Source organism: Methanospirillum lacunae (assembly GCF_003173355.1).
Classification (GTDB): domain Archaea; phylum Halobacteriota; class Methanomicrobia; order Methanomicrobiales; family Methanospirillaceae; genus Methanospirillum; species Methanospirillum lacunae.
The window spans coordinates 224,378-246,714 of record NZ_QGMY01000006.1 but is presented as its reverse complement, the minus strand read 5'-3'; the positions used below and the strand labels follow the sequence as shown (position 1 = coordinate 246,714).

General features: G+C 48.3%; 24 protein-coding genes and 1 tRNA gene. 13 read left to right on the top strand and 12 right to left on the bottom strand.

Features of this window, described 5'->3' with window-relative positions; translation table 11 throughout:
* Positions 1-21 precede the first annotated feature (21 nt).
* Positions 22-342 (top strand): DUF5611 family protein, encoded by a 321-nt coding sequence (locus DK846_RS07035; RefSeq protein ID WP_342769653.1) that lies wholly within the window; start codon positions 22-24, stop codon positions 340-342.
* Between the two features lie 9 nt (positions 343-351).
* Here the strand turns inward: DK846_RS07035 and leuS are convergent, their stop codons facing one another.
* The 8 genes from leuS to DK846_RS06995 are packed head-to-tail and all read right to left on the bottom strand — an operon-like array spanning position 352 to position 11,003.
* Complete coding sequence (leuS, locus tag DK846_RS07030; RefSeq protein ID WP_109968216.1) at positions 352-3,132, bottom strand: leucine--tRNA ligase; 2,781 nt, start codon at positions 3,130-3,132, stop codon at positions 352-354.
* Positions 3,133-3,156: 24 nt separating this feature from the next.
* Complete coding sequence (locus tag DK846_RS07025) at positions 3,157-5,151, bottom strand: PINc/VapC family ATPase (RefSeq protein ID WP_109968399.1); 1,995 nt, start codon at positions 5,149-5,151, stop codon at positions 3,157-3,159.
* A 25-nt stretch (positions 5,152-5,176) separates the two neighbouring features.
* Positions 5,177-5,569 (bottom strand): phosphoribosyl-AMP cyclohydrolase, encoded by a 393-nt coding sequence (gene hisI, locus DK846_RS07020; RefSeq protein ID WP_109968215.1) that lies wholly within the window; start codon positions 5,567-5,569, stop codon positions 5,177-5,179.
* The gene (locus DK846_RS07015; RefSeq protein WP_109968214.1) at positions 5,566-6,390 is read right to left on the bottom strand and encodes an A24 family peptidase C-terminal domain-containing protein; all 825 of its coding nucleotides are present in this window, start codon (positions 6,388-6,390) and stop codon (positions 5,566-5,568) included. The genes hisI and DK846_RS07015 overlap by 4 nt, the downstream gene beginning before the upstream one ends.
* Positions 6,391-6,441: 51 nt before the next feature.
* Positions 6,442-7,536: a DNA topoisomerase IV subunit A gene (locus DK846_RS07010; protein ID WP_109968398.1), complete on the bottom strand. Its 1,095-nt coding sequence runs from the start codon at positions 7,534-7,536 to the stop codon at positions 6,442-6,444.
* Positions 7,529-9,379 carry a DNA topoisomerase VI subunit B gene (locus DK846_RS07005; RefSeq protein ID WP_109968213.1) on the bottom strand — a complete coding sequence of 617 codons (1,851 nt, stop codon included), beginning with the start codon at positions 9,377-9,379 and terminating at the stop codon, positions 7,529-7,531. Before DK846_RS07005 ends, DK846_RS07010 begins: the two co-directional genes overlap by 8 nt.
* A 40-nt stretch (positions 9,380-9,419) precedes the next feature.
* Complete coding sequence (gene hisS / locus DK846_RS07000; protein ID WP_109968212.1) at positions 9,420-10,646, bottom strand: histidine--tRNA ligase; 1,227 nt, start codon at positions 10,644-10,646, stop codon at positions 9,420-9,422.
* Positions 10,647-10,661: 15 nt separating this feature from the next.
* Positions 10,662-11,003, bottom strand: a complete 342-nt coding sequence (locus DK846_RS06995) for an ABC transporter permease (RefSeq protein WP_245926490.1) — start codon at positions 11,001-11,003, stop codon at positions 10,662-10,664.
* 15 nt (positions 11,004-11,018) lie between these two features.
* On the opposite strand from DK846_RS06995, the gene larB reads away from it, so the two are divergent.
* Genes larB through DK846_RS06975 form a run of 4 tightly spaced genes read left to right on the top strand, consistent with a single transcriptional unit; the run spans position 11,019 to position 13,894 of the window.
* Positions 11,019-11,801 (top strand): nickel pincer cofactor biosynthesis protein LarB, encoded by a 783-nt coding sequence (gene larB / locus DK846_RS06990; RefSeq protein WP_109968211.1) that lies wholly within the window; start codon positions 11,019-11,021, stop codon positions 11,799-11,801.
* Entirely contained in the window at positions 11,798-12,346 is a 549-nt protein-coding gene (locus DK846_RS06985; protein WP_109968210.1) for a nicotinamide-nucleotide adenylyltransferase, read from the top strand. Before larB ends, DK846_RS06985 begins: the two co-directional genes overlap by 4 nt.
* Positions 12,339-13,634, top strand: a complete 1,296-nt coding sequence (locus DK846_RS06980) for a hypothetical protein (protein ID WP_109968209.1) — start codon at positions 12,339-12,341, stop codon at positions 13,632-13,634. The genes DK846_RS06985 and DK846_RS06980 overlap by 8 nt, the downstream gene beginning before the upstream one ends.
* Positions 13,631-13,894 (top strand): hypothetical protein, encoded by a 264-nt coding sequence (locus DK846_RS06975; protein WP_109968208.1) that lies wholly within the window; start codon positions 13,631-13,633, stop codon positions 13,892-13,894. The genes DK846_RS06980 and DK846_RS06975 overlap by 4 nt, the downstream gene beginning before the upstream one ends.
* Before the next feature lie 17 nt (positions 13,895-13,911).
* Here the strand turns inward: DK846_RS06975 and DK846_RS06970 are convergent, their stop codons facing one another.
* Positions 13,912-15,348 (bottom strand): cobyric acid synthase, encoded by a 1,437-nt coding sequence (locus DK846_RS06970; protein WP_109968207.1) that lies wholly within the window; start codon positions 15,346-15,348, stop codon positions 13,912-13,914.
* Positions 15,349-15,477: 129 nt separating this feature from the next.
* Here DK846_RS06970 and yciH point away from each other — a divergent pair, with 129 nt between their 5' ends.
* Entirely contained in the window at positions 15,478-15,783 is a 306-nt protein-coding gene (gene yciH / locus DK846_RS06965; RefSeq protein WP_109968206.1) for a stress response translation initiation inhibitor YciH, read from the top strand.
* Between the two features lie 16 nt (positions 15,784-15,799).
* Here yciH and DK846_RS06960 read toward each other — a convergent pair whose 3' ends face one another.
* Genes DK846_RS06960 through DK846_RS06950 form a run of 3 tightly spaced genes read right to left on the bottom strand, consistent with a single transcriptional unit; the run spans position 15,800 to position 17,195 of the window.
* Complete coding sequence (locus DK846_RS06960) at positions 15,800-16,195, bottom strand: Zn-ribbon domain-containing protein (RefSeq protein ID WP_109968205.1); 396 nt, start codon at positions 16,193-16,195, stop codon at positions 15,800-15,802.
* Between the two features lie 2 nt (positions 16,196-16,197).
* Positions 16,198-16,560 carry a DUF2073 domain-containing protein gene (locus DK846_RS06955; RefSeq protein WP_109968396.1) on the bottom strand — a complete coding sequence of 121 codons (363 nt, stop codon included), beginning with the start codon at positions 16,558-16,560 and terminating at the stop codon, positions 16,198-16,200.
* Positions 16,561-16,565: 5 nt separating this feature from the next.
* Complete coding sequence (locus DK846_RS06950) at positions 16,566-17,195, bottom strand: Era-like GTP-binding protein (RefSeq protein WP_109968204.1); 630 nt, start codon at positions 17,193-17,195, stop codon at positions 16,566-16,568.
* A gap of 212 nt (positions 17,196-17,407) precedes the next feature.
* On the opposite strand from DK846_RS06950, the gene DK846_RS06945 reads away from it, so the two are divergent.
* From DK846_RS06945 to DK846_RS06915, 7 genes are all read left to right on the top strand, one after another.
* Entirely contained in the window at positions 17,408-17,974 is a 567-nt protein-coding gene (locus tag DK846_RS06945; RefSeq protein WP_109968203.1) for a CBS domain-containing protein, read from the top strand.
* 62 nt (positions 17,975-18,036) lie between these two features.
* Positions 18,037-18,948, top strand: coding sequence for a CBS domain-containing protein (locus DK846_RS06940; protein ID WP_245926489.1), 912 nt, complete (start codon positions 18,037-18,039; stop codon positions 18,946-18,948).
* A gap of 6 nt (positions 18,949-18,954) precedes the next feature.
* Positions 18,955-19,716 carry a CBS domain-containing protein gene (locus DK846_RS06935; protein ID WP_109968202.1) on the top strand — a complete coding sequence of 254 codons (762 nt, stop codon included), beginning with the start codon at positions 18,955-18,957 and terminating at the stop codon, positions 19,714-19,716.
* The gene (locus tag DK846_RS06930; protein ID WP_109968201.1) at positions 19,713-20,492 is read left to right on the top strand and encodes a CBS domain-containing protein; all 780 of its coding nucleotides are present in this window, start codon (positions 19,713-19,715) and stop codon (positions 20,490-20,492) included. Before DK846_RS06935 ends, DK846_RS06930 begins: the two co-directional genes overlap by 4 nt.
* Before the next feature lie 130 nt (positions 20,493-20,622).
* On the top strand, positions 20,623-21,597 hold the full coding sequence (locus tag DK846_RS06925) for a deoxyhypusine synthase (protein WP_109968200.1): 975 nt from the start codon (positions 20,623-20,625) through the stop codon (positions 21,595-21,597).
* 153 nt (positions 21,598-21,750) lie between these two features.
* Positions 21,751-21,835: transfer RNA gene (locus DK846_RS06920), tRNA-Ser, on the top strand.
* A 39-nt stretch (positions 21,836-21,874) separates the two neighbouring features.
* Positions 21,875-22,330: a 30S ribosomal protein S13 gene (locus DK846_RS06915; protein WP_109968199.1), complete on the top strand. Its 456-nt coding sequence runs from the start codon at positions 21,875-21,877 to the stop codon at positions 22,328-22,330.
* Positions 22,331-22,337: the final 7 nt, after the last annotated feature.

Below are 22,337 nucleotides of genomic sequence, written 5' to 3'. Positions count from 1 at the left end.
GATACCCATCGAAGCTATAAAATGAGTATGCAGGAGTATCCAATCAAGCGGACTCATATAAAGCAACTTTCTGAGAACATAGTTGAAAAACTCAAAGAGCACTTCGAAATTGAACCAAAAGAGGTTGACGGGTTCTATCAGATCAGCTTCGGTGCCATCGAATCAATGCAGGTAAAGGTCGGGGCAACAGGAAAAACCATGCTCGTTGAGACAAAGTCAAAGACCGGTATCGAAGATGAACAGATCATTCTTGACACAAACCGCAGGTTCAGGCGGTATCTTGATGCAGTAACTGGATACACAACAAAAGAACGGGTAAAAAAAGCTAAAACGGTTGAATAACCGTCTCTTTTATTCGATTATTATTGCTGGTTTATAAGGCAGAGCATTTCCTGCTTTTTCATGTGAGCAGTTTTCTGCTGCTACCATGGTGAACTTGAGGTTGAATTCATTCTCAAGGAACTTCTGGGCTGCAATAAAGACAGCCAGTTCGTCAGGTCTACTCTCCACTATCTGGTCAACTAGTTCTGATGAAAGCCGGTGATAGTGGGTTGTGCAGTTCTTTACCGCATCAGCAGCCTCTTTGCCCCGTGCTCTCACGCTTTCCTGCTGCATGATCTCTCGCATGACATTCTTCTTGTCAGGAGCCGATGCGATCATTGTAAAGATCTCCCACTTCCATTCGGGAGATACACAGATAGTAACCTGCTGAGGTTTCATCTTGATGATGCGAAGCAGCGATTCAATATCCTCTACAGTGCGTGCGAGAAGGTCCTCGCCTATCTCTGCGCTGATATCTATCTTAGTCTCGTCTGCCTCTGGCCATGATGCGAAAGAGATCAATTCATCATGACCCATCTCTTTCCAGAGTCCTTCTGCAGTAAAGGGAATGATCGGTGCCAGCAGGCGGACCCAGGTAGAACTGATCTCATGAAGGGTCTCCTTGCCACCAGTGAGTCCTCCTCCGAGACGACGTCTGTACCACTTCAGATCAGATTCAAGTCCGAAGAAAGCCTCCTGAAGAGCCTGCCTGGTCTGGAAGTTTTCCATCGCCCTGGTAACTTCCCTGATATGTTCCTGAACCCGTGAGATGATCCAACGGTCAATAGACGCCGGACTTCCTCCTGCTGTGTTTGCCTCGCGAATGGTTGATGCAAACCTCTCAATCTGTTTTCTGGTTGAAGCGACCAGTTCATTTCTCCAGTCAAAGTCCTGCCACGGTTCGCCGCTACCAATCAAAAACATTCTGACTGTGTCAGCACCGAAGTCGTTGATAGCATCTTCGAGCAGATAGACGTTGCCTTTCGAGGATGACATCTTAGCACCGTTCAGAAGACCCATCCCGAAGACTACCATTCCGTGTGGAAGTAAGTTCTTTGGGAATATCGAACAGTGGTGGAATATCTGGAACGTCAGGTGATTGGAGATGAGGTCCTTTGCTGAGAACCTGAAGTCATACGGATACCAGAAGAGGAATTCTTTCCTCATTGCATCAAGTTCTGCACGCTCAGGAAGATCCGGTGACTCTTTGCCCAGGAAGATGTAATCGAAGACTTCCGGTGTCAGGATGGCAGGGTTCATCTTCTTTATCCGTGCGGCAATGGTGTAATACGCCATGTAAATAGTGGAATCAGAGAGAGGCTCAATGAGCCACTCAGGATCCCATGGCATCTTTGTACCAAGTCCTACCCGCCGTGAACATGCCCAGTCCTTGAGCCAGCCAACTGTCCGGTCAAACTCTATCCTGACCTCTGAAGGCACAAGTTCCATATTTGCAAGCTGATCATAGACCTGTTTTTTCCAGGCCGGATCACTGTACTCAAGGAACCACTGGTCATGCAGGACCTTGACATACACCCGGGAGCCACATCTGCAGACAACCGGGCGGGTGTCAAACTCATACATGACAAAGGAGCCATGCTTGTCTGTGAGCAGCTGGCCTATCTCATCCCGTGCGAACTTTACCGGTTTTCCCCCGTATTGTTCATACATCTTTCCGGTGCTGTGCTCTGCGGAATAGACCTCCTGGGTCAGGGCTTCAAGGTTGGGATCATCCTGGTTGATGATATCTGCCTTTTCCACTGCCTCAACAGCCGGGAATTCTCCAAACCCGTCGACCTTGATAAGACCAACAGGCTTAATTGAGGTGTACTTTCCTTTCTGCTGCAGATCACGCAGTGCAATGTAATCATAGGGTGCATGGGCAGGCACACTCATTACAAGACCTGTTGCCATGTCCGGGTCTACGAATACTGCCGGAAGAATAGGGATTTCACCACAGAATGGGTGGGTTACGGTTTTATCAACGAGTTCAGATCCCCTGATAACGCCAAGTTCCTTTACTTCGTGATCCTGAAGACCGAGTTTGATCATCGCTTCGCGGGAGAGAATCCACTCTTTCCCGTCCACGGCTGCTCTTACGTACTCGACATCCGGATTTACCCAGAGATTGGTGACACCATAAATGGTTTCAGGTCTGAGTGTTGCGCATGGGATGGTGATATCCCCATACTTGAAGAGGATCAGAGTGAACTTCTGAATCTCTGCCTTGTCTCCCTCAAGAAGATCGTGATCACCGACCGGGTTATCATCCTGTGGGCAGTACCTGACCGGGTGGGCACCTTTTACAACATGCCCTGCCTCGTTGAGGTGTTTCCATTGCCATTCGATGAACTTGCTGTAGGTAGGCTCAACGGTGGTAAACCTCCTGGTCCAGTCAATCGAAAGCCCGGCCTGTTTCATCACCCGTTCGTATTCGTTCGCAAAGTGATTGACAATATTGAGGGGATCAGTGAATGAATCCAGCACATCCTGGGGAACCCGATAAAGATCCCGGTACAGTTTGATTGCCTTCTCATCCTTTCGTGCAATCCGTTTTGAAATCCCGACCACTGGTGCACCGGTGACATGGAATGCCATCGGGTACAGTACTTCACGACCCCGCATCCTCCAGAACCGTGCGATAACATCTGGAACGATGTATGTCCTGCCATGGCCGACATGCATCGCCCCGCTTGGGTACGGATATGCAACGGTGAGATAGAACTTCTGCTTGTCAGATGGTTTTGTGACAAATGCCCCTTCCCATCTGGCCCTGACTGCGGCCTCCTGGTTAATGGTATCCTGAGTCACGATATGTCCTCTTTGATTCCACCTTTAGACCGTCTTGAGCCTGATGGGCTCGCCCTCATTATACCTGCGCAGCATCTCCTGTGCAATAGTACTGTTCTTTGCGAGGTGAATCTCACCAGAGTCATTGACTGTGGCTGTGAAGAGATACTCCCTCCCTGCAAAGACATCCACTATCTTGCCAGTGTTATCAGAGGATATGATTGAGAGTTGCTTCTTGTCAATCCTGACCTGCAGTCCCTCACCAAGGTTCAGTTCCTCTTTCTCGACCGGGGCTGAGGCTGCTGCAACCTTTGCCTTCTTGGCAAGTTCACTGGCAGGTCTGATGTCAATCCCGACACCCACCTTGTTCACGATTGCAGCGATGTTCTTGCCGCCCTTACCGATTGCAGCTGGAACGTCGCGATCGTCAATGTATACAACAGCCTTGGTTGCTGAGAGCATCTCGACAAGGATCTCACCATTAGAGTATCTGCCGATCTCACGCTGGATATCCCGTTCAGTAACTTCCCAGGTGGAACTCTCTTCATCCTCGTCTTCATTCTCATTCTCGTCTTCAGACTGTTGGGGTTCAGAGTTCTGAACTGTTGCAACCGCAACCACAGCCTTCTCTGGTTCAAGACCCTTACCAGTCTCCTGTGGTGGCTCATATGCCGGTGCCTCTTCTTCCTCAACAGGGGCTATTGGAAGTACAACGGTCTCAGTACCGAACTTGAAGATCTCAAAGGCCACATCACCAGTCTGGAGTTCTGAAAGGGTTGTAACCGGACGGATGTGCATCTCATTGTCTGCGCCTTCCGGTATCTTCATCGAGAAACTGGTTGAGTAGATGTGTTGAATCTGCCCATCCTTCATGTAGATAAGACTTCCAAAGACCTGTGAAAGAGCAGAGAAGTCTATGCGGTATGCCATCCGCTGAAGTGCCTCAAGCGGTGAGACTGCGTGGAGAATACCAACCATGCCAATCCCGGCAAGTCGCATATCAGCAAAGACATCAAAGTCATCATTCTTCCGCAGTTCATCAAAGATGACATAATCCGGACGAACAAGGAGCATGACGTCGGCTGTATTGACCATACTACCGTCAAGGGCTGTATACTGGGTGATCTGGTCCGGAACCTGCATCTCCCGTGGCTGTTCCATTGTCTTGACAATGCAACCTGAATCAGATAGGTATGTGGCAATAGCCTGGGCAAGAGTGGTCTTTCCACACCCTGGTGTGCCGGTGATCAGAACGCCTGGTTTTTCGCTGAGCAGGATTTTTTTGATTATTTCTGCCTGGCTGTAATCCTGGAGAGAGAGATCAACGATAGGCCTGACTGCGGTGATCTCCATACCGTCAGAGAAGGGGCGGCGGGCGATCGATATCCGCATGGATCCGATCTGCACAACAGTAACTCCACGCTTCTCTATCTCGATGAAACCATCAGGATCGCGTTTGGCACGCTCAAGAATCTCCTGTGCCATGGACCTGAGTTCGTACTCAGTACAAAGGGTATCTCTGGCAGTAAACGTCTCAGTCTTTCCGATGGTTCCTCTGCGAACCATCGGCTTTGCACGCTCTTTCAGATAAACTGCTATCGTGTATTCGTCAAAAAACTGATCAATTGCAAGAGGCGTAAAATCCTCTACCTGAGGTCGCAGGTATAATACGTCAAGACCTTTTGCCTTTGCAACCTCGGACTGGACAACATCACTGGTGATAAATCTTGCACCATGGGTTATTGCCACCCTCCGGATCAGTGAATCTATTTCACCGCCACTGGCAAGTTTTACCTGCTCAAGTGTCGGGCGTTCGCCGTAGAACTCTATTGATATTATACCTCTTTCAGCGAGCTTACACAGTTCCTGAAGTTCGGTCAGACCTGAAAATCCGATCTCCCGTCCCTGGTTTGCCTGCGCCTCCAGTTCAGCAACTACTGCTTCCGGTATTATTATTTGAGCTCCGTTATATTCACCTGTATCGATGAGAGTGGTGATGCGACCGTCTATGACGACGCTAGTATCTGGCACCAATTTCAAAAAATATTCACCACTTATAACGTGGTCATTCATTGCTTTTATTATATACCTTATCCGGCTCAAATAGGCGGTCTGCTATAATTTTACCGCTGATAGTCCGATAAAAACAGGTCCAGTGGCCGGTGTGACATGCAGCGCATTGTTGTGAGACAATATAGATCAGGGTGTCTGCATCACAATCAACCCTGATCTCATAAACCTTCTGCAGGTTTCCTGACTCCTCACCTTTCTTCCAGATCTTTTTACGTGATCTGCTGTAATAATGTGCGTAACCGCTTTTCTGTGTGAGGTCTACAGCTTCACGGGTAGCATAGGCGAGCATGAGAACATCCTTGGTCTCATGGTCCTGTGTGATAACCGGGATCAGCCCTTGCTCATCAAAACTGAGTTCTACCAGTCCTGATTCAACATCCTTCATGAAACAACCAGCCTGATCAGAAATCCGAAAAGATCACCAAGGAAGAGAGCAGAGATGAGTCCACCGGTGATTGGGATCAAAAAGGGTACACCATAACTGATCCAGACTGTGCCAGCCTTCCGATATAACGCAAGTTCTTTGCGGTACCGTTCTGGATGCTCTTTAAGCGATTTGGTGTATACCCGCTTTCCCCCTGCTACAAGATCTTTTATTGCGGCTCCTACTCCGATAAATTTTCGTTGCAGTTCCCCGTTAACCTCGGTAAACTCTTCCATGACTATCCCAAACTGGTTTTCAATATCAGATCCCTGCACTGGAAATCCGAGAAAGAGATATGGCAATGGTGCACGGTTTCCCCTGATTACATTCATAATAAAGAACGTAACCGGAAGAATGAGATTGATGACTACAGCATTGAAGAGAACGCTGAATGGCAGGAACACGTACGGTGGGAAGCCAAAGATGGGATAACCGGTGACTGGGGCAAACGGAAAACAAGGAATGAGAACGGTAATGAGTATCAGGGCTTTTGTATCTGCCATACCCATCAGGTTGAACCTGGTAAAGAGGTAGAAGGCAACTACAAAGAAGAGAATCAAAGGGATGAGTGGCATCATCATGCGCAGGTCTCCAGCTTCTGCTACTGAGTACCAGAACCAGATGAGCATGGGAATACCGATTGCAAGTGCGGGATACCACATCACAACCGGTACTGCACGCTCCCGGATGTCCTCTCTACATCCGTAGATGAGTGTAATAATCAGAACAAGGGCATTAACTGCAAGAGGAAGCATGACCGCAGGCATGCTGAATATATCCATGATACCTCTTCTTTGTGATCCTTAATCTTCTGTTCGATCTTTTTCGTGCAATCACCGTTTCAGAACACCCATCTCGGAAAGTCGGGCCGGGAGGTACTCGTCAGTGACGAAGTCAAGCCCTCGGGCAGCGAATGCCTGTTGTTCTGACTTCAGGTTTAGTGAGAGCTGGAGATCTATCTGTTCACGCCAGTAGTCAGTTGCAAACCTCGGATCTGTGAGCTCTGCTCTGAGAGCTGAAATATCCTGGTCAGTTAGTTTATCTGAAGGGAGATCATAATCCCTGATGTCAGTCGGCTGAACACCGATGAACCGGGCTGATGGAGTTGCAAGAATCTCCGAAATGTGAGCACTTTTTATCGATCCGTACGCAACTGATGCATAGATGCGGTATGACCATGGGTCGCCATCGGTGAAGACCGTGACCGGGAGTTCGAACTCTTTGGCAAGTCGATTGAGCACACGTCGTGTTGATCGGGCAGGCTGACCTTTGAGATGGACGAGGATGGCATCGTACTTCTCATCAAACCCGTTTTCAATCAGACGGGCATACATACCACCGGTTTCAATTGCGATAACCATTTTTGCGTCATGATCCACAAGTTCCAGTTTCTCTACGTTTGTTGGGATCTGGTACCCGGTCTCACCGACATCATTACCACAGTGGATCTCTTTAGGACCACGCCTGGTCTCTTCTCTTATTTTTAGCGGGCCAAATATACTAGCCCCGTCTTCTTCTGGTCTGAGGTTGAACTGCTCACGTTGAACATCTGTCAGGATCTCAAGATCTTCAATAAGGAGGTTGGAATCATTCTGGGCTCCAAACTTAGCCCTCTTCCAGCCCTCAGAGATGTAATACAGTTCTCTTAATGTGGATGAACGGTTCTCCACGATCTGGTGTCTGATAAACCAGATCACATATGCCATCTTGAGAATATGCAGGGCGCTCTTCTCGCTGCCTGCCTCACGAAGTCTCTCCCTGTCTCCGTACTTCCAGACCTCGGTGTCTTCATCGTACTCGATGTTCTTTTTGGTTCTGGTCGGCATCGTGATGGATGGAAGATCCCCCCTGGTCATCTGGGAGTACCACTGCCTTGGAATTCCCAGCAGCTTATTCAGGGTCTCCTTTTTTCTGGCTTCCTTATCTATCAAGATCCACCACCACTTTCTTTTTCTCGTCTATTCCCCTGATGTCGATACTTCCCCTCCCTGTCCCGGGGAATTCAGTGATCCAGGTCTCTGAAGCTGCAAGGCGGAGCTGCCATACTGCCGAGTAATCATCGCCCATTTTTTCAACAAAAACCGGTGGTTTGTCTGCTTTCTGTGGATCATCCTGGGTGATTGCATAAAGAGAGATGTCAACTGCATGTGAGGTGTAGTTGCTCACAAGAATAGAGACTATTCCATCTGTAGTCCTCTTCTTGGCTACCAGCCGTCGCATGATCTGCCCTTCAATAGGTGAAGTATCAGGGACCGGAAGATCCAGAGTCTCTGCGACCTTTGCCGCAATATCGGGAATGATCGAACAGATAGCCCGGGCCCGTTCTTCACTCTGTCTGCTCCGGTCACGGCGCTGGATAAATGTCTTGAGATCACGCCCGAGATCCTGCAAAGCCAGGGTTATCTCCCGCTCGATCTCAGGAATTGATGCAACAGCATCCTTGCTCTCACTTGTAAACGGGACATTGGTTGATGCCACATGCACGAGGATGATCAATGGTCCTGTTGGAAGTCCCTGCTGGCCGATCCCGTATGTCTTCCAGTTTACCCCGCTGATACAGCCAGTGACAGCACAGGCTCCCTGTTGATACATGAGTGGCACCCGGTTTGCAAATCTCATAATCCTTGCAGTCCCCTCTGCTTCGAGTTTACCTCCCCAGCCAAGGGCGGCCTCTACGATAAACGGGTGTCCATGGTACACTGCGGCAGGCCGTGTCCGTGCCGAGATGTAATCGAGCTGGAACTCTTTCTCAAGGCCCTGTCTGATGAGATCTTCGCCTATCGGGGAGAGACACTGCTGGGCTGGCGGCGGAGGTACATTTGCACTCTGCATTGCTGCCAGCAGGGTACCAAGTTCTTTTATTTTCAGAGAGGAAGCCTTGCGGTCATCTGGCATTCCGGCCGTATTCAGGATCTCAGTTGCTGTCTTCTCACCGACCCTGGTGAACCCTTCAATCAGAAATGTCCTGAGCGTTTCATTGGTGGCAGCTGCCATTCGTTTGAGTTCGCCCAGTTCGACCCCGTGGGGATGTGGCTTGATCGCTTTTGGCGGGACTATGGGCTCCTCGCTTGCACGATCAAAGGTCATCGTTTCACCGTCGAGATCAACCCTGATCCGACAGTGCGGGTTTACAACCGAGGTGTACCTGAGGTATTCGATGAGCCGTTTTCGTGCAGTTAGGCTGCTCCTGAATTCTATCTCGATTCTGGTTCCGTGGGTACGGTCCCAGGTTATCTCTTCGCGAGAGAGGATCTCGGGCTCGTTTGTCTCAGTCTTTATCTGAATGAGCATCCTGAATGCTCCCCGGTCAGCACCACACCGGGAGATGACAAGAGTTGGCGTACCGGTTGTCAGCTGGGCATAGAGGACTGCTGCAGAAATTCCGATACCCTGCTGTCCACGGGACTGGCGGATCTGATGGAACCGGGAGCCATAGAGGAGTTTTCCAAAGACAAATGGTATATTTTCTGGAACTATTCCCGGCCCGTTATCCTCAACAACGACCTTGAAGACATCTTCCTGCATCCTGAAGATACCAAGGTAGATGTCTGGGAGCACTCCAGCCTCTTCGCAGGCATCTAACGCATTGTCAATCGCTTCCTTCACTGTAGTGATGATTCCTCGGACCGGCGAATCAAAACCGAGTAGGTGTTTGTTCTTCTCAAAAAATTCGGCTACACTAATGCTACGCTGCTGACGGGCTAGTTCGTCTGCAAGGGTTTCAGCCGGCAGTTCTGCCTGCACAGGGACGGGTTCTTTCTTTCGTGCCATTGTGCCTTGAAAAATGTGGGAGATTCAGTACTCAGTATTTTCAATGGGTGGTAAGTGAAGATATCACGTCAGTAAGCGGAAGGGTCTGCTGATCTCCTCCTTTCATATTCTTAAGTGTTGCCAGACCTGTTTTTACCTCATCGTCACCGATAATGATGACATAGTCAGCATTCTTTCCTGCATTTTTCATCTGTGCAGAAAACCCCCTTCCCATAAGATCAATGCTACAGAGAATTCCACTCCCCCGTAATTCACGTGCAACTTCGAGTGCTCTGTCCCGGGCATTGGGGGTAAAGATTACAATAACATGAGGCTGGAATGGCATCCAGATATTTTCGCCAAGAGCTACCATCACCCGGTCAAATCCCATCGCAAACCCGACTGACGGGGTATCCTCCCCGCCAAAGAGGTGAGCAAGCCGGTATGCACCGCCCCCGAGGATCTGGTTCTCTGCTCCCAGTCCTTCGGCAAAGCATTCAAAGACAATTCCTGTATAGTAGTCAAGACCACGGGCGATGGCAGGATTGATCTCATACTGGATTCCCTGACTGTCGAGGATACCAAAGGTCTCTCGTATCCGGTCAGCTTCAGGGATCTCGCCGATAACCGCAAAGACTTCATCGAGCGTCCGGGCACTTATGAGCTGCTGAAGTGGGTGAGCAAGATCATTTCTCCCGATTTCTGTCAGGAATACCGAAGCCGCTTCAGTGTCTCGTTTGTCAAGAAATGCCCTGACTTTCTTTTGGTCGGCAGCAGGGAGATCTCTCAGAAGTGTCCGCATGAATGAGAGATGCCCAATTTTCATGACAAACGTAACACCGGTTGTTCTGAGAAGATCATCAGCAACCATCATGACTTCTGCATCAGCCATTGCAGAATCGGCACCGATCAGTTCGATTCCAAACTGCCAGAACTGCCTGTATCTCCCTTTCTGCGGGCGTTCGTACCGGTAACAGTCTCCAAAGTAATTCCACTTAATTGGTTTTGTGAGGGAACGACCTTCATTGACAAAGGTTCTGAGTACAGGTGCGGTGAGTTCAGGCCTGAGGGCGAGAGATCTGCCACCCTTGTCTTCAAAGACGTACATTTCATCGATGATCCCTTCACCTGAACGGATCGTGAAGAGTTCAAGTTCTTCAAATGTAGGCGTGGATATTTCCCTGTATCCCCAGGTTCGGGCCTTTGCCCTCAGTCGTGCCTCGATCTCCCTGCGCTGCTCCATTTCTTCAGGGAGCATATCACGTGTTCCTCGTGGTCTACTCAGCATGTGTATCCTCTGTAACTATCGCTTTATCCGGGCCTTCCCAAGTGCCCGGTCTATGACGGATTCTGTTGAAAAAACAACCTCTCTCTTCTGCTGTCCCTGGAGATACAATCCAAGCAGGACAATCCCGATTCCGAGAATATCGGCAGATGGAAAGAGCATTATCTCGCCTGCTCCAGCGGTTGTGATCGCGGTGTGAATAACTCCTGTTCGTGCCGAAATCCGGTACCCATCAAGGCCGGTTCTCATAAATATCCTGATATCGCGCAGCCATAAAAAGAGACAGGCGGCCGAACCGAAGACGGCGATATAGAAGAGATAACTCACCACAATGAACCTATTATGTAATCTTTGACTCATATCTTACTATCTTATATGAAGCCTGATGGTGATCTGCGGGATCTTCTGGAACGTGTCAGAAGAGGGGTTCTCTCCCCCGATGAGGCTGAAATAGAGATCCAGAAAAGGAGCACAGGTCATATCGGTTCTATTGCACATCTTGATCTTGAGCGGGCAGGCCGGTGTGGGATTCCTGAAGTGGTGCTTGCTGAAGGAAAAGATCCTTCACACCTGTATGCCATAGCAGAAGGGTATGCACGCCGGGCTGGCAGGTGTGTTATCACAAGGATCGATCCTGATACCCTGCCTGCTTTGCAGGAGATAACAGAACGTCTTGGCATATCGTATGAATATTCCCCAGAAGGCAGGATCATGGTACTCACTGGTGCTCCGAAAGTGCAGCGAACCGGTGGTATCATCGGAGTAATCACTGCAGGAACCTCTGATATCAGGGTTGCAGAAGAAGCCCGGGTTATTGCTGAGGAGATGGGGTGTATTGTTCGCACCTCCTATGATGTCGGTGTTGCTGGTCTGCATCGGCTCTTTCCGGTACTTGAGGAGATGCGGGACTGTCATGCTTTTGTTGTGGCCGCGGGAAGGGAAGGAACTCTTCCGGCAGTCGTTGCAGGTCTTATGGATCAACCGGTGATCGGTGTTCCGGTCTCAACCGGATATGGATATATGGGGAAAGGAGAGGCTGCCCTTGCAAGTATGCTCCAGTCATGTTCAGTGCTGACAGTGGTAAATATTGATGCCGGATTTGTTGCGGGGGCGTTCGCGGCAAGAATAGCAACCATGGTTGCAGGAGGAAGATCGTGAAACGTGCATTTTACATAGGAAGGTTTCAACCGTTTCACAACGGTCATCTAACTGTTATTGATCGCATCACAAGGGAAGCAGATGAACTAATCATAGGAATTGGAAGTGCCCAGCTTAGCCATGATCTTGAAAATCCGTTCACTGCAGGTGAACGGGTTTTGATGATAACAAGAGCTCTGGAAGGCTTATGCTGTCCGTATTATGTAATTCCCATAGAAGATATCAAACGAAATGCCCTCTGGGTTGCCCATATCACCTCAATGACACCTCCGTTTGATACTGTATACACAAGTAATCCTCTTGTTATCAGGCTCTTTTCAGAAGCAGGAATCCCGGTCTGTTCACCCTCCATGTTTAAACGAGAATCACATTCCGGGACCTCTATAAGGGATCGAATGAGGGCCGGCAAACCTTGGGAACGTCTGGTTCCATCTGCAGTGGTTGATGTGATACATGAAATTCATGGTATTGATCGCATCAGGGATCTTGACCGGGATGACGGCGATCCTAAAATCGAGTATTTATCAGGGGAAGATCATGTTTAAACGAATAACCGAATTATTCAAATCCAAAAAAACAGAATCAAAATCGAGTACTACGAGTTTTGCTGACCTTCCTGCATGGCTTGATACCGAAGAGCAGACCTGTGTCAGTCTCCGCTCTGAGCAGTTCATTGATTCACGTGAGGTCATTGAAAAAGCCAGGCAGGATATTCTTCAACTTCTTGGAGAGTTTGGGAAAGAGGATTCTACTCCAGAACCCATGCACCCCAAGGTCGAGCAGGTGAACCGGCATAACCTCCCACAGTTCAAGCATAAGGTCGAAGATGCCCTTGATGTCGAATTCTCTGACGATGATGAGACCTATTACCAGCAGGTTGCCGAATTGATCAACTGCTGCTTTAAGGCATACCGTGGCCCCGGCCGCTACCTGCACCACCTGTATGCAGATGAGGTGAAGGTCTTCAGGCAACTGATGGATCAGATTGGAAAAGAACTCAACCTCCTTACTGAAGCCATAAAAAACTCCCGGATCAGACTTGCCAGCATTGAGGCTGTCAGGGAGGGGATAAAGCAGGTGCAGGATGCTGAAGATGAACTCGCTGAAGTGAACACCATCAGGAAAGAGATGGATGAAAAGCGTAGTGAACGTCTCAAGCGAAAAGATGACCTCTCCCGTGATCGGGATACGCATGCTTCAAGCCATGAATACCGGGAATATGCGGATGCAATGGCAGCGTTTGAAGACGAAAAGCGAAGGACTCTTGAGTTATTTGAAACGCTTGATGCTCTTGTAAGAACTGCTCTTCCTATCTGGCGTCGTGCGCTGCGGATTGTACAGGACGAGAAAAGAAAGGGTGAGGAGAAACATCTTGACAGTCTTATCCAGATGGCCGTACTCCAGCAATATGCTGATCCTGAATTTGTGCATCTTGTAAAATCTACATCAGAAGAGATTTTCAAATCAATAGCAAACGATTCAATCCCCCTGAAAAATTCATTTGAAAAATCGTTGTTTGTAAATGCTGATTCATACATGGACCAGATGACAGGTTCAGTTGTATTATGGCGAAACGGAGAGGAAAAATGTCAGCATGATCGCGATATACTTTCCTCGCACACTGCAGCAGAAAAGTATTCTTCGTTTGAGATTGCCATTCTCGATCTCGAACGTGAAATAAAACACATCGATGAGGAATCAGGAAAACTTGAAGGCCGGGTTCATCATCTTGAGCGGGAAAAGGAGAAAGCAGCATCCATTATTAATGACGAGATGAAGGAGTTGTCAGGTGGGGAGATCATTATTGAAGGGATTTCCGGAGAAGGAGCATGAGCCGTCCTGTCCGTACACTTCAGGTAGAGAAAGGATATGTGGAGTGCCTGTCTTCAAAAAAAGAGGACCTAGATCACTGCAGGTTCTGTGCCCATTCTGTCAGGTTCAGAGTAGCTGGCAAAGAGGTTGCCTCCCCTGCCCGTGCTTACTGCACTCTTCAGCGTCATAGCGAGGAGATTGACCTTGCAAAAGTTGAAGCAGTTATATGCGATGATCTCTCATCAGAGGGGTTTCGTAGTATCATGAATATCATCGGTTAACTGGAAATTTCTCCTTTTTATTTGAAGTGTTTCAGAATCTCATCAAATCGGACATATTTTTCAAAGTGATCTGCCAGGGCATCGAATGGATCTCCCTGTTCCTCACTTTCATTCCATATGATTCCTTTCTGCTCGCAAAGATATGAGACCAGGGCTTTAACCGCAGATGGATTTGTGAATAGGCCATGCATATAGGTCCCTATTACAAGACCATCATCAGAGACTGCCCCTTCATCCAAAAAAGCAGTTTTAACTTTTGGATGATTGGTATCTCCCATATGAATCTCATACCCGCTCACTTCAGAGATACGTGAGAGGATTGGACCGACTCCTGATGAGCAGCGGGTTACCTGGGTGGTAGTCTTTTCGTACCCGATGAACTGGGTGGTTCCCGGGATGAGTCCGATTCCTCGATATTCTCCCTCACATGACTCAACCCCTGAGTCGATGATAGTCGTGCAGAGCATCTGGTATCCCCCACAGATTCCAATCACTGGAGCGCCTCTCGCTCGTGCTACCCTGATCTGATCTGCTGCACCCGATGCCTGAATTACCTGTAGATCTTCAACCGTATTTTTTGTTCCTGGAATAATGATGGCATCATAATCGCCAAGGTTTTCGCCGGGTTTCACATAGGAAACAGATGCATGACGCTCAAGAAGTTCAAAGTCTGTGAAATTTGATATCCGCGGGAGATGGATTACAGCAATTCGAATTGGTGTTACCACTACTTTTTTGTCTTGTAGTGAGAGTGAATCTTCGCTCGGGATGGCTATGTCTGTTGCCGGTACGAGACCCAGTACCGGGATATGACAGAGAGCTTCAAGGATTGTGATCCCTTCATCAAAGAGAGCAGGGTCTCCCCTGAATTTGTTGATAATTACCCCCTTTACAAGGGATCTTATCTCATCAGGGAGAAGTGAAATGGTGCCATATACCTGGGCAAAGACGCCTCCACGTTCTATGTCTGCAACCAAAATGATTGGATATCTGAGTTTCTGGGCAAGTCTGATATTGGCGATGTCGCGGGAGTACAGATTCACCTCGGCAGCACCACCGGCCCCTTCAATAACCAGGTGCTGATACCGGTCAAGCAATACGTTGGCAGCTTCTATCGCTATCTCCAGGAGATAATCGGTCTCATTATAATATGAGGAGGCTTTGACGTCACGGTATGGCTTTCCCATGAGCACAATTTGTGAGGTCTGATCTCCTTTGGGCTTGAGCAGGATTGGGTTCATTGAAATATCAGGCTCTAAACCTGCTGCTATGGCCTGCATCGCCTGGGCAATTCCTATCTCACCCCCCTCGCGTGTAACATATGAGTTCAGACTCATGTTTTGAGATTTGTATGGGGCATGCCTGATTGAACGCCGGTGGAGTAATCTGCATATCGCGGTAACCACGGTACTCTTTCCAACATGAGAAGCTGTACCGAGCACCATAATTGACATGATCCAACGTTGGATGGGCTGGGTAATAATCTCCTATGGCCTGACTTTTCTAATCTCGGTTATAAATGGGTTTGTTCCGATACCGGACAATAAAAAGGCTTTAATAACAAAACGGGAGATGGTATAGTAATGAATGGTGGTATTTGCTCCATTTGCGGGCTACCAAAAGAACTGTGTATCTGTGAAGAAGTTGCAAAAGAGCAGCAGAGAATTAACGTAAAGGTCAATAAACGTCGTTATGGGAAAGAAGTCACAGTGATCGAGGGGCTTGATCCTACTGACATCGATCTCGAAGACCTCTCTAAATTCATGAAGAGTAAACTCGCCTGTGGGGGGACGGTGAAGGGAAACTCGATTGAATTGCAGGGAAACCATCGTGAACGGGTTATCGATCTGCTCGCAAGCAAAGGGTATGCGGTGGACAATATTACATAACGGGCATGCCCGTAACTCAACGTTTTTTCTTTGGCCTGATCATCGAGTTAAGATCAAGCCGGAAGTTTCCATCTTTTCCAACCTGAATAACGCGGTCATCAGACTCAGCAAGCCTGAGCAGATTCAGATCATACTTGCCAGGTTCAACAATGCGTATACTTTCAACTGATTCAGGAGTAAGTGGCTCACTTTGCTTTTCTTCAACTTGCCTGGTTTCCACAGGAATGTTGATGTCATTAGTGGGCTGTGGAGGTTCTTCTGAAATGGGGGATACAGACTCTAGTGCTTTTGCTGCTTCTGCCTTTCGTGGCGACTCAAAGGCAAATCTGGTTCCTCCGCATGCAGGACAGCGGGGTGCCAGACCAGGGGCAGCTTCAAGGCGGGTTTTACACCGGAGACAGATGTGTGGCATAATTACCGAGCTGAGATCCAGGCACTAATGAAATCCCGGTCACGCCTAATCATTTTTAGTTGGTTTGCCGGTCCTATCACTGTAAGTCTTCTTAATTCTCCCTCTCCCCGTACAAACCGGGATAACATCCCCCCACTCTTCTGTTTTGAGGGGTAGGTCTCAATCTCGATTCCTGAGAATTCGTCAGGTAGTATCTCCTGCATTGTCATCTCTATAAGTGAACTCTGTTCTTCAGGCGAAAGACCAGATTCAAGAATTACGATGGTTCCACTCCTGACCTTGTCGAGAATCAGGCGGATTTTCTCCATGGATGGCATCCGTGATAGCCGTTCTGCAGAAATAAGATCGATTTGAACACCCTGCATGGTCTTCACCGAAATGTCCTGATCATTTCTTCATAGAGATCTTCCACTCTGGTTCCGTTGATACAGGATATCGGGACCACAGGGTGCTGGGGGAAGGCTGTCTTGATCCGCTGTGGTGATGCATCAGGGAGATCAGTCTTGTTCGCAGCGATTACAACCGGAAGATGTCTGCTCTCGATGATGCCGACCATCATGATGTTCACCTGTGCAAAGGGATCCGCTGTCGCATCTATCATATAGATGACCCCGTCGATATCTTCCCTGAGCCAGTGCATCGCTTCGGCAACTCCTTCTGTTGCCTCCCGTGCCCTGTCGATTGCTTCACTCCGTTCAATACCGTATTCGATGAACTCGTTATAATCAATCTTCGTTGTGACTCCCGGGGTGTCAACGATGTCAATAGTGATGGATTTTCCGTTTGATCCGGTAATCGTGATATTTTCTGCCCGAAGCGCTCTCCGGGTTTCATGAGGGATCTCACTGACCGTCCCTTCAACTCCTGTTGACCATTCTTTGGCGATCCGGTTTGCCAGAGTTGTCTTTCCTGCATTTGGAGGTCCGTAAATTCCTATTCGTGATGTCTTCTTATGGAAGAGGTTTGTAAGAATTTTGGAGAAGGTCTGACTCAGTCCCATATGTATCGTCCTGACCGGCAGAAGCGGCATTTACTCCCGCAAATCCGGAGTTCCTTCTGTATGGATATGATCAGAGGGGATTATTATTGTTGTTATCCCACCCTGGCAGGTTTCCTATCCTTTCTGAAAATTCCGGGACCGATGGATTAATATCTGAACCGGATGATTAACTGATTGGATGCATCTGCCCGGGTATAACAGAGGTGAAAGCCATGACATACGCAAATGAGAAGATCCAGCTCGACACTTCGGTGGCCGTGCGGGATATCATGCGAAGGAACCCGAAAACCATAGATTATAGAGCAACGGTTGCAGATGCAGCACGGAAGATGTGCAACAAAGATCCCTCCGGAAGCTGTATCGTTCTCAAGGAAAATGTTGCCGTCGGCATCGTAACTGAGCAGGACCTCAACTGTAAGGTTGTGGCTAAAGACATCAAGCCTAGTGAGGCCCATGTCTACGAGATTATGACATCCCCGCTCATAACACTTCATGGTGATAAATCTGTGGAAGATGCGGCCCATCTTATGATAAAGAACCGGGTTCGTCGTCTGCCGATTATTAATGATAAGGGGATTGTCATCGGGATAGTGAGTGTCAGGGATATTATGGCAGTCTCGACTGAGATCAATGAGCTCATGGGTGAACTCATTGATATCAATCAGGCGAAAGATCTTTCTTCAGGGATGTGTAGCAGATGTGGGAGGATGTCAGATGATCTCTCAAATGTTGACGGTTCTCTTATCTGCTCACTCTGCAACGAAGAAGACCGCCTCTGACCTGAATAACTCCATCCCTTTGGTTTTTTGAAAAGACCGGGACCTGTATCTCCAGGTAACGGATGGATTTGCGATCATATTTCTCAAATATCAGACCAATTATGCACACCAGACATGATAATGATCTAGGGACAGTACTTTCAATTGCTACCAGGCAGGTCATCTCGGCTCCTCAAACAATGCGGATCATAGGTGCAATCGAGACTCTCACTGAGTGGGGTGTCCGCCGTCTGCCCATCGTCGATCCCGGGACTCATCGTCTCAAAGGTATTCTTACTGCACGTGACGTGGTAGACTTTCTTGGTGGAGGTGAGAAGTTCAACCTCATCAACATCAAGCATGATGGCAACTTCCTTGCTGCCATCAATGAAAGCGTCAGCAAGATCATGAAGCCTGATGTCAGGACGCTACCTCCCCACGCCAATCTTTCCGAAGCGATCCAGATCATTTTGCAGGATCGTATCGGTGGAATACCAATTGTTGATGAGGAAGGAGTTCTCACCGGCATCGTCACTGAACGCGATGTTCTCAAACTTCTCTGCCGGGCATACAGCACTCTCAAGGTGAGTGATGTGATGACTTCCTCACTTCTTGTGCAGGAACCTGACTGTCCGCTCTCGATGGTGACCAAAGTAATGACCAGTCACCAGTTCAGACGGCTTCCAATCGTCAAGAATGATGTGGTCTTTGGGATTATCACTGCCACTGATATTGTGCGGTATATTGGTTCAGGCAAAGTGTTTGAGAGCCTTGTAACCGGTCACGTTGCAGAGGTGATGGCAAAACCAGTCAGAGATCTTGTAAATGGAAACCTGTACACCATTGAACCTGACCAGACCATCACTGAGGCGGCCAGAAGAATGCTTGAGAAAGGTGTAGGTGCTCTCCCGGTGATTGAGAACAGCAGGCTTGCCGGTCTCGTAACTGAATTTGATCTCGTCAGGGCTCTCTCGACAGAACAGCAGAGTGGGTGATGAACCATGCTGATATCTGATCTGATGAGTTCACCCGTACGGGTCTGTGGTCCCGATGATACTGTCTCCTATGTCAGAAACCTCATGCTGAAACACCATATCTCCAGAGTTCTGGTTATGGATGGTCAAAGGGCTGTAGGGATCATCACCAAAAAGGATATTGGGTACAGACTCAGGAGTCGTGACCCGGCCTGGCGGCGGAGATCTCCTGATAATGAGCCAGTTTCATCTGTCATGACTGTAGATATCATCAGTATATCACCAGGCAGCAGTATTCATGATGCACTGGTTCTGATGGTAACCCATAAGATCTCGGGATTTCCGGTAATAGACCAGGGAATGGTTCTCGGAATGGTGACCAAATCTGACATGATACGATCCCCGCTTGTAAAAAGCCTGGATCGTCCGGTATCCGGGGTGATGCATGATGTACAACAGGTAACAAAGGAACATTCACTCGATCATGTGATCGATCTGATGCAGTCTGGTTGTGGAAAAGTTGTAGTAACCGGAGAAGATGGCAGCATGAGTGGTATTATTTCTGAAAGTGATCTCACCTTTGCACAGGAAGGACGAACTCAACCTGAAAAACTCAAGGCTGGAGATGTGATGAGATCACCGGTGATCACACTTGATGACAAAGCGCGGACTGGCGATGTCATTCGTGAAATGGCAGAAAAACATATATCTTGCCTTATTATCACGAATGGACAGGGACTAAAAGGAATTATAACCAGAGATGATATCATAGGAGAAGTGATTTTATGACCAATACTATACTTGTCAGGGATGTTATGTCCAAACCGGTGACTGTTGCAAAGTCAGTCCCGGTAACCGAAGCACTGGATAAAATGCTCGATGTCGGAATGGACCCGTTGATCGTAGTCCACAACGATGAAGTGGTTGGCACAGTGTCCCGTCACAAAATCGTGGAGAAACTTGGTGCAAAGCACAGCACAGAGGTCTCACCGAATGCTATCCACGTTTCCAATACAATCGATGATGATTTTACCTTCATCTATGATGATCAGGAAGTTGATGTCCTCATCCCACTCCTGCAGGAGCGGTACAAACTCGCGGTTGTTTATGACTCAGATAACAAACTGATCGGTCAGGTTAATTCAGGTGACATTCTCGGAAAGATGGTCCCTGATGGTGATCTGACATCTGTAATGGAGCGTGTCCAGTTCATCGATTCCGGTGAAAGAATGGTTCACCTGCGCAGAAAGATGATTGATGAGAATATTGCCCGGTTTGTTGTCATGAACGAGGGGAAGATGGCAGGCATTGTTTCTGAAACTGATGTTGCTGTTGCCCTTCTGAAGTTCCGCGACTCGGTTGATGACCGCCACCAGGAGCATCAAGTCCGTAACATCCTTGTGCAGGATATCATGACCGCATCAGTGCAGAGTGTTGAGATGGGATCGCCTCTGAACAAGGTGATAGATCTTATGTGCACCAAGAATTTCAGCAGCGTGCCGGTAACTGAGAATGGCAAGGTCGTTGGCATCGTGACCCGCCAGTCATTAATCCAGGCACTCTGATCCTTTTTTCAACGATATTTATCTTTGAATTATCTTTTGCATATCATTTGAGAACATTTGAGATTCCTTGGTTCAGAGTATCAGAACTGTTGCATTATCTTATTTATCTCCTGATTTCCAACGCTATCCAATGATGCTGGATCCAACGACACCGGTCAGGCCCGTTTCTGATGTTTCTGCCCTTCTTGATGGTATGAGCAGGACCGGATTTCAGGGAAGAAAACTTGGTGAATCGGTGGCAGTCTGGAAAGATATGCTGAAGGATCCACAGGTCACGATCCTGCTTGGTCTGTCAGGTGCAATGATTCCAGCAGGGATGCAGGAGTGTCTCATCGAACTTGTCAGCAGACGGTTTGTAGATGCGATCGTCTCTACCGGAGCTAACATTTTCCATGATATATGTGAACACTGCGGAATCAGGCATTACCTCGGACACCATCACGTTGATGATATCGAACTCTTTGAGAATGGAATCGATCGTATCTACGATGTCTTTGCATACGAGGAACAGTTCAGAAAAGTTGACAATATTATAGCAGAGTTTGCACGATCCCATGGCGGGTTTGAAGGTTCATCGGCCTCATTTATCAGAGTTCTTGGACAATGGCTGATTGATACCTATCCAAAAGGGAGATCTCTGACTGCAACCTGTGCAGCATCAAATGTTCCAATCTTCATCCCTGCACTGTGTGACTCCTCAATAGGGATTGGCCTTGTGATTGCCCGGCGGCAGGGGATCAGAATTCTTGTTGATCAGATCCAGGATGCTGATGAGATAACTAGTCTTGTTGAAAAAACTGCAAAGACTGGAGTCGTCTACATCGGAGGTGGAGTTCCCAAGAACTTTATCCAGCAGACTCAGGTCATTGCATCGATTCATAAGAGTGACTGCAGTGGTCATGACTATGCGATCCAGTACACCACTGACACGCCGCACTTTGGCGGGCTTTCAGGATGTACGTTTGAAGAGGCAATGTCTTGGGGCAAGGAGTCATGCACCTGCTCAAATGTTCAGTGCTTCTGTGATGCCACTATCGCTCTCCCGCTGGTAACCTCCGCGCTCATTGGATCAGGAGCAGTACGTGCAGCAAAAAAACAAGAATAATCATCCCGGATTCTTTGAATTCGAAATTTTTCTTATCAATTATTGCCCTGAATATCATAACTCTTATATCTGAATCTCTACCACATTGGTAAGCACAATTCCTGTAGCAACAGAGTTTCTGTTGCGAGTGTCTACACAGATGCGAATTTGATTGTTGAGGTAGCCAAGCCAGGTATGGCGCAGGGTTGCTAACCCTGTGTCCCCTTGGGACTCGGGGGTTCAAATCCCTCCCTCAACGCTTGACACGCAGGCGCTTTCTCATAAAGCGAGGCATTGCATGGCTCAGGAAGATCAGGAAATTAATTATTTCGTCAGGGTTCTCAACACTGACCTCGACGGTACCAAATCAGTCATTGTAGCACTGACAGGTATCAAAGGGGTTGGCAGACATGCCGCCCAGATTATTGCGAAGGCGGCTGAGGTCCCTAAGCACGAACTTATTGGAAAACTCGATGAAGCGTCTGTTGACCGGATTCGTGAAGTTGTCAATACCTATGCAGAACGCATTCCGGTATGGATGACCAACCGGCCAAAAGATGTCTACACCGGTGCTCCTAAGCATATCATCGGAAGCGATCTCTCCCTCACAAATGAGGACGACATCAACATTCTCAAGAAGATTCGTGCATACCGTGGAATCAGACACGAGACCGGACAGAAGGTCCGTGGTCAGCGCACCAAGTCTACCGGAAGAACCGGTCTGATTGTTGGTGTCAAGAGAAAAACTACGTGAGGGTGAA

Excerpts from the sequence above, each read along its gene's own strand:
- DK846_RS07035 (WP_342769653.1), top strand. The coding sequence starts at position 22 with ATGAGTATGCAGGAGTATCCAATCAAGCGGACTCATATAAAGCAACTT.
- hisI (WP_109968215.1), bottom strand. The coding sequence starts at position 5,569 with ATGAAGGATGTTGAATCAGGACTGGTAGAACTCAGTTTTGATGAGCAA.
- DK846_RS07015 (WP_109968214.1), bottom strand. The coding sequence starts at position 6,390 with ATGGATATATTCAGCATGCCTGCGGTCATGCTTCCTCTTGCAGTTAAT.
- DK846_RS07005 (WP_109968213.1), bottom strand. The coding sequence starts at position 9,379 with ATGGCACGAAAGAAAGAACCCGTCCCTGTGCAGGCAGAACTGCCGGCT.
- hisS (WP_109968212.1), bottom strand. The coding sequence starts at position 10,646 with ATGCTGAGTAGACCACGAGGAACACGTGATATGCTCCCTGAAGAAATG.
- DK846_RS06995 (WP_245926490.1), bottom strand. The coding sequence starts at position 11,003 with ATGAGTCAAAGATTACATAATAGGTTCATTGTGGTGAGTTATCTCTTC.
- larB (WP_109968211.1), top strand. The coding sequence starts at position 11,019 with ATGAAGCCTGATGGTGATCTGCGGGATCTTCTGGAACGTGTCAGAAGA.
- DK846_RS06980 (WP_109968209.1), top strand. The coding sequence starts at position 12,339 with ATGTTTAAACGAATAACCGAATTATTCAAATCCAAAAAAACAGAATCA.
- DK846_RS06975 (WP_109968208.1), top strand. The coding sequence starts at position 13,631 with ATGAGCCGTCCTGTCCGTACACTTCAGGTAGAGAAAGGATATGTGGAG.
- DK846_RS06970 (WP_109968207.1), bottom strand. The coding sequence starts at position 15,348 with ATGTCAATTATGGTGCTCGGTACAGCTTCTCATGTTGGAAAGAGTACC.
- yciH (WP_109968206.1), top strand. The coding sequence starts at position 15,478 with ATGAATGGTGGTATTTGCTCCATTTGCGGGCTACCAAAAGAACTGTGT.
- DK846_RS06960 (WP_109968205.1), bottom strand. The coding sequence starts at position 16,195 with ATGCCACACATCTGTCTCCGGTGTAAAACCCGCCTTGAAGCTGCCCCT.
- DK846_RS06955 (WP_109968396.1), bottom strand. The coding sequence starts at position 16,560 with ATGCAGGGTGTTCAAATCGATCTTATTTCTGCAGAACGGCTATCACGG.
- DK846_RS06950 (WP_109968204.1), bottom strand. The coding sequence starts at position 17,195 with ATGGGACTGAGTCAGACCTTCTCCAAAATTCTTACAAACCTCTTCCAT.
- DK846_RS06945 (WP_109968203.1), top strand. The coding sequence starts at position 17,408 with ATGACATACGCAAATGAGAAGATCCAGCTCGACACTTCGGTGGCCGTG.
- DK846_RS06940 (WP_245926489.1), top strand. The coding sequence starts at position 18,037 with ATGGATTTGCGATCATATTTCTCAAATATCAGACCAATTATGCACACC.
- DK846_RS06935 (WP_109968202.1), top strand. The coding sequence starts at position 18,955 with ATGCTGATATCTGATCTGATGAGTTCACCCGTACGGGTCTGTGGTCCC.
- DK846_RS06930 (WP_109968201.1), top strand. The coding sequence starts at position 19,713 with ATGACCAATACTATACTTGTCAGGGATGTTATGTCCAAACCGGTGACT.
- DK846_RS06925 (WP_109968200.1), top strand. The coding sequence starts at position 20,623 with ATGATGCTGGATCCAACGACACCGGTCAGGCCCGTTTCTGATGTTTCT.
- DK846_RS06915 (WP_109968199.1), top strand. The coding sequence starts at position 21,875 with ATGGCTCAGGAAGATCAGGAAATTAATTATTTCGTCAGGGTTCTCAAC.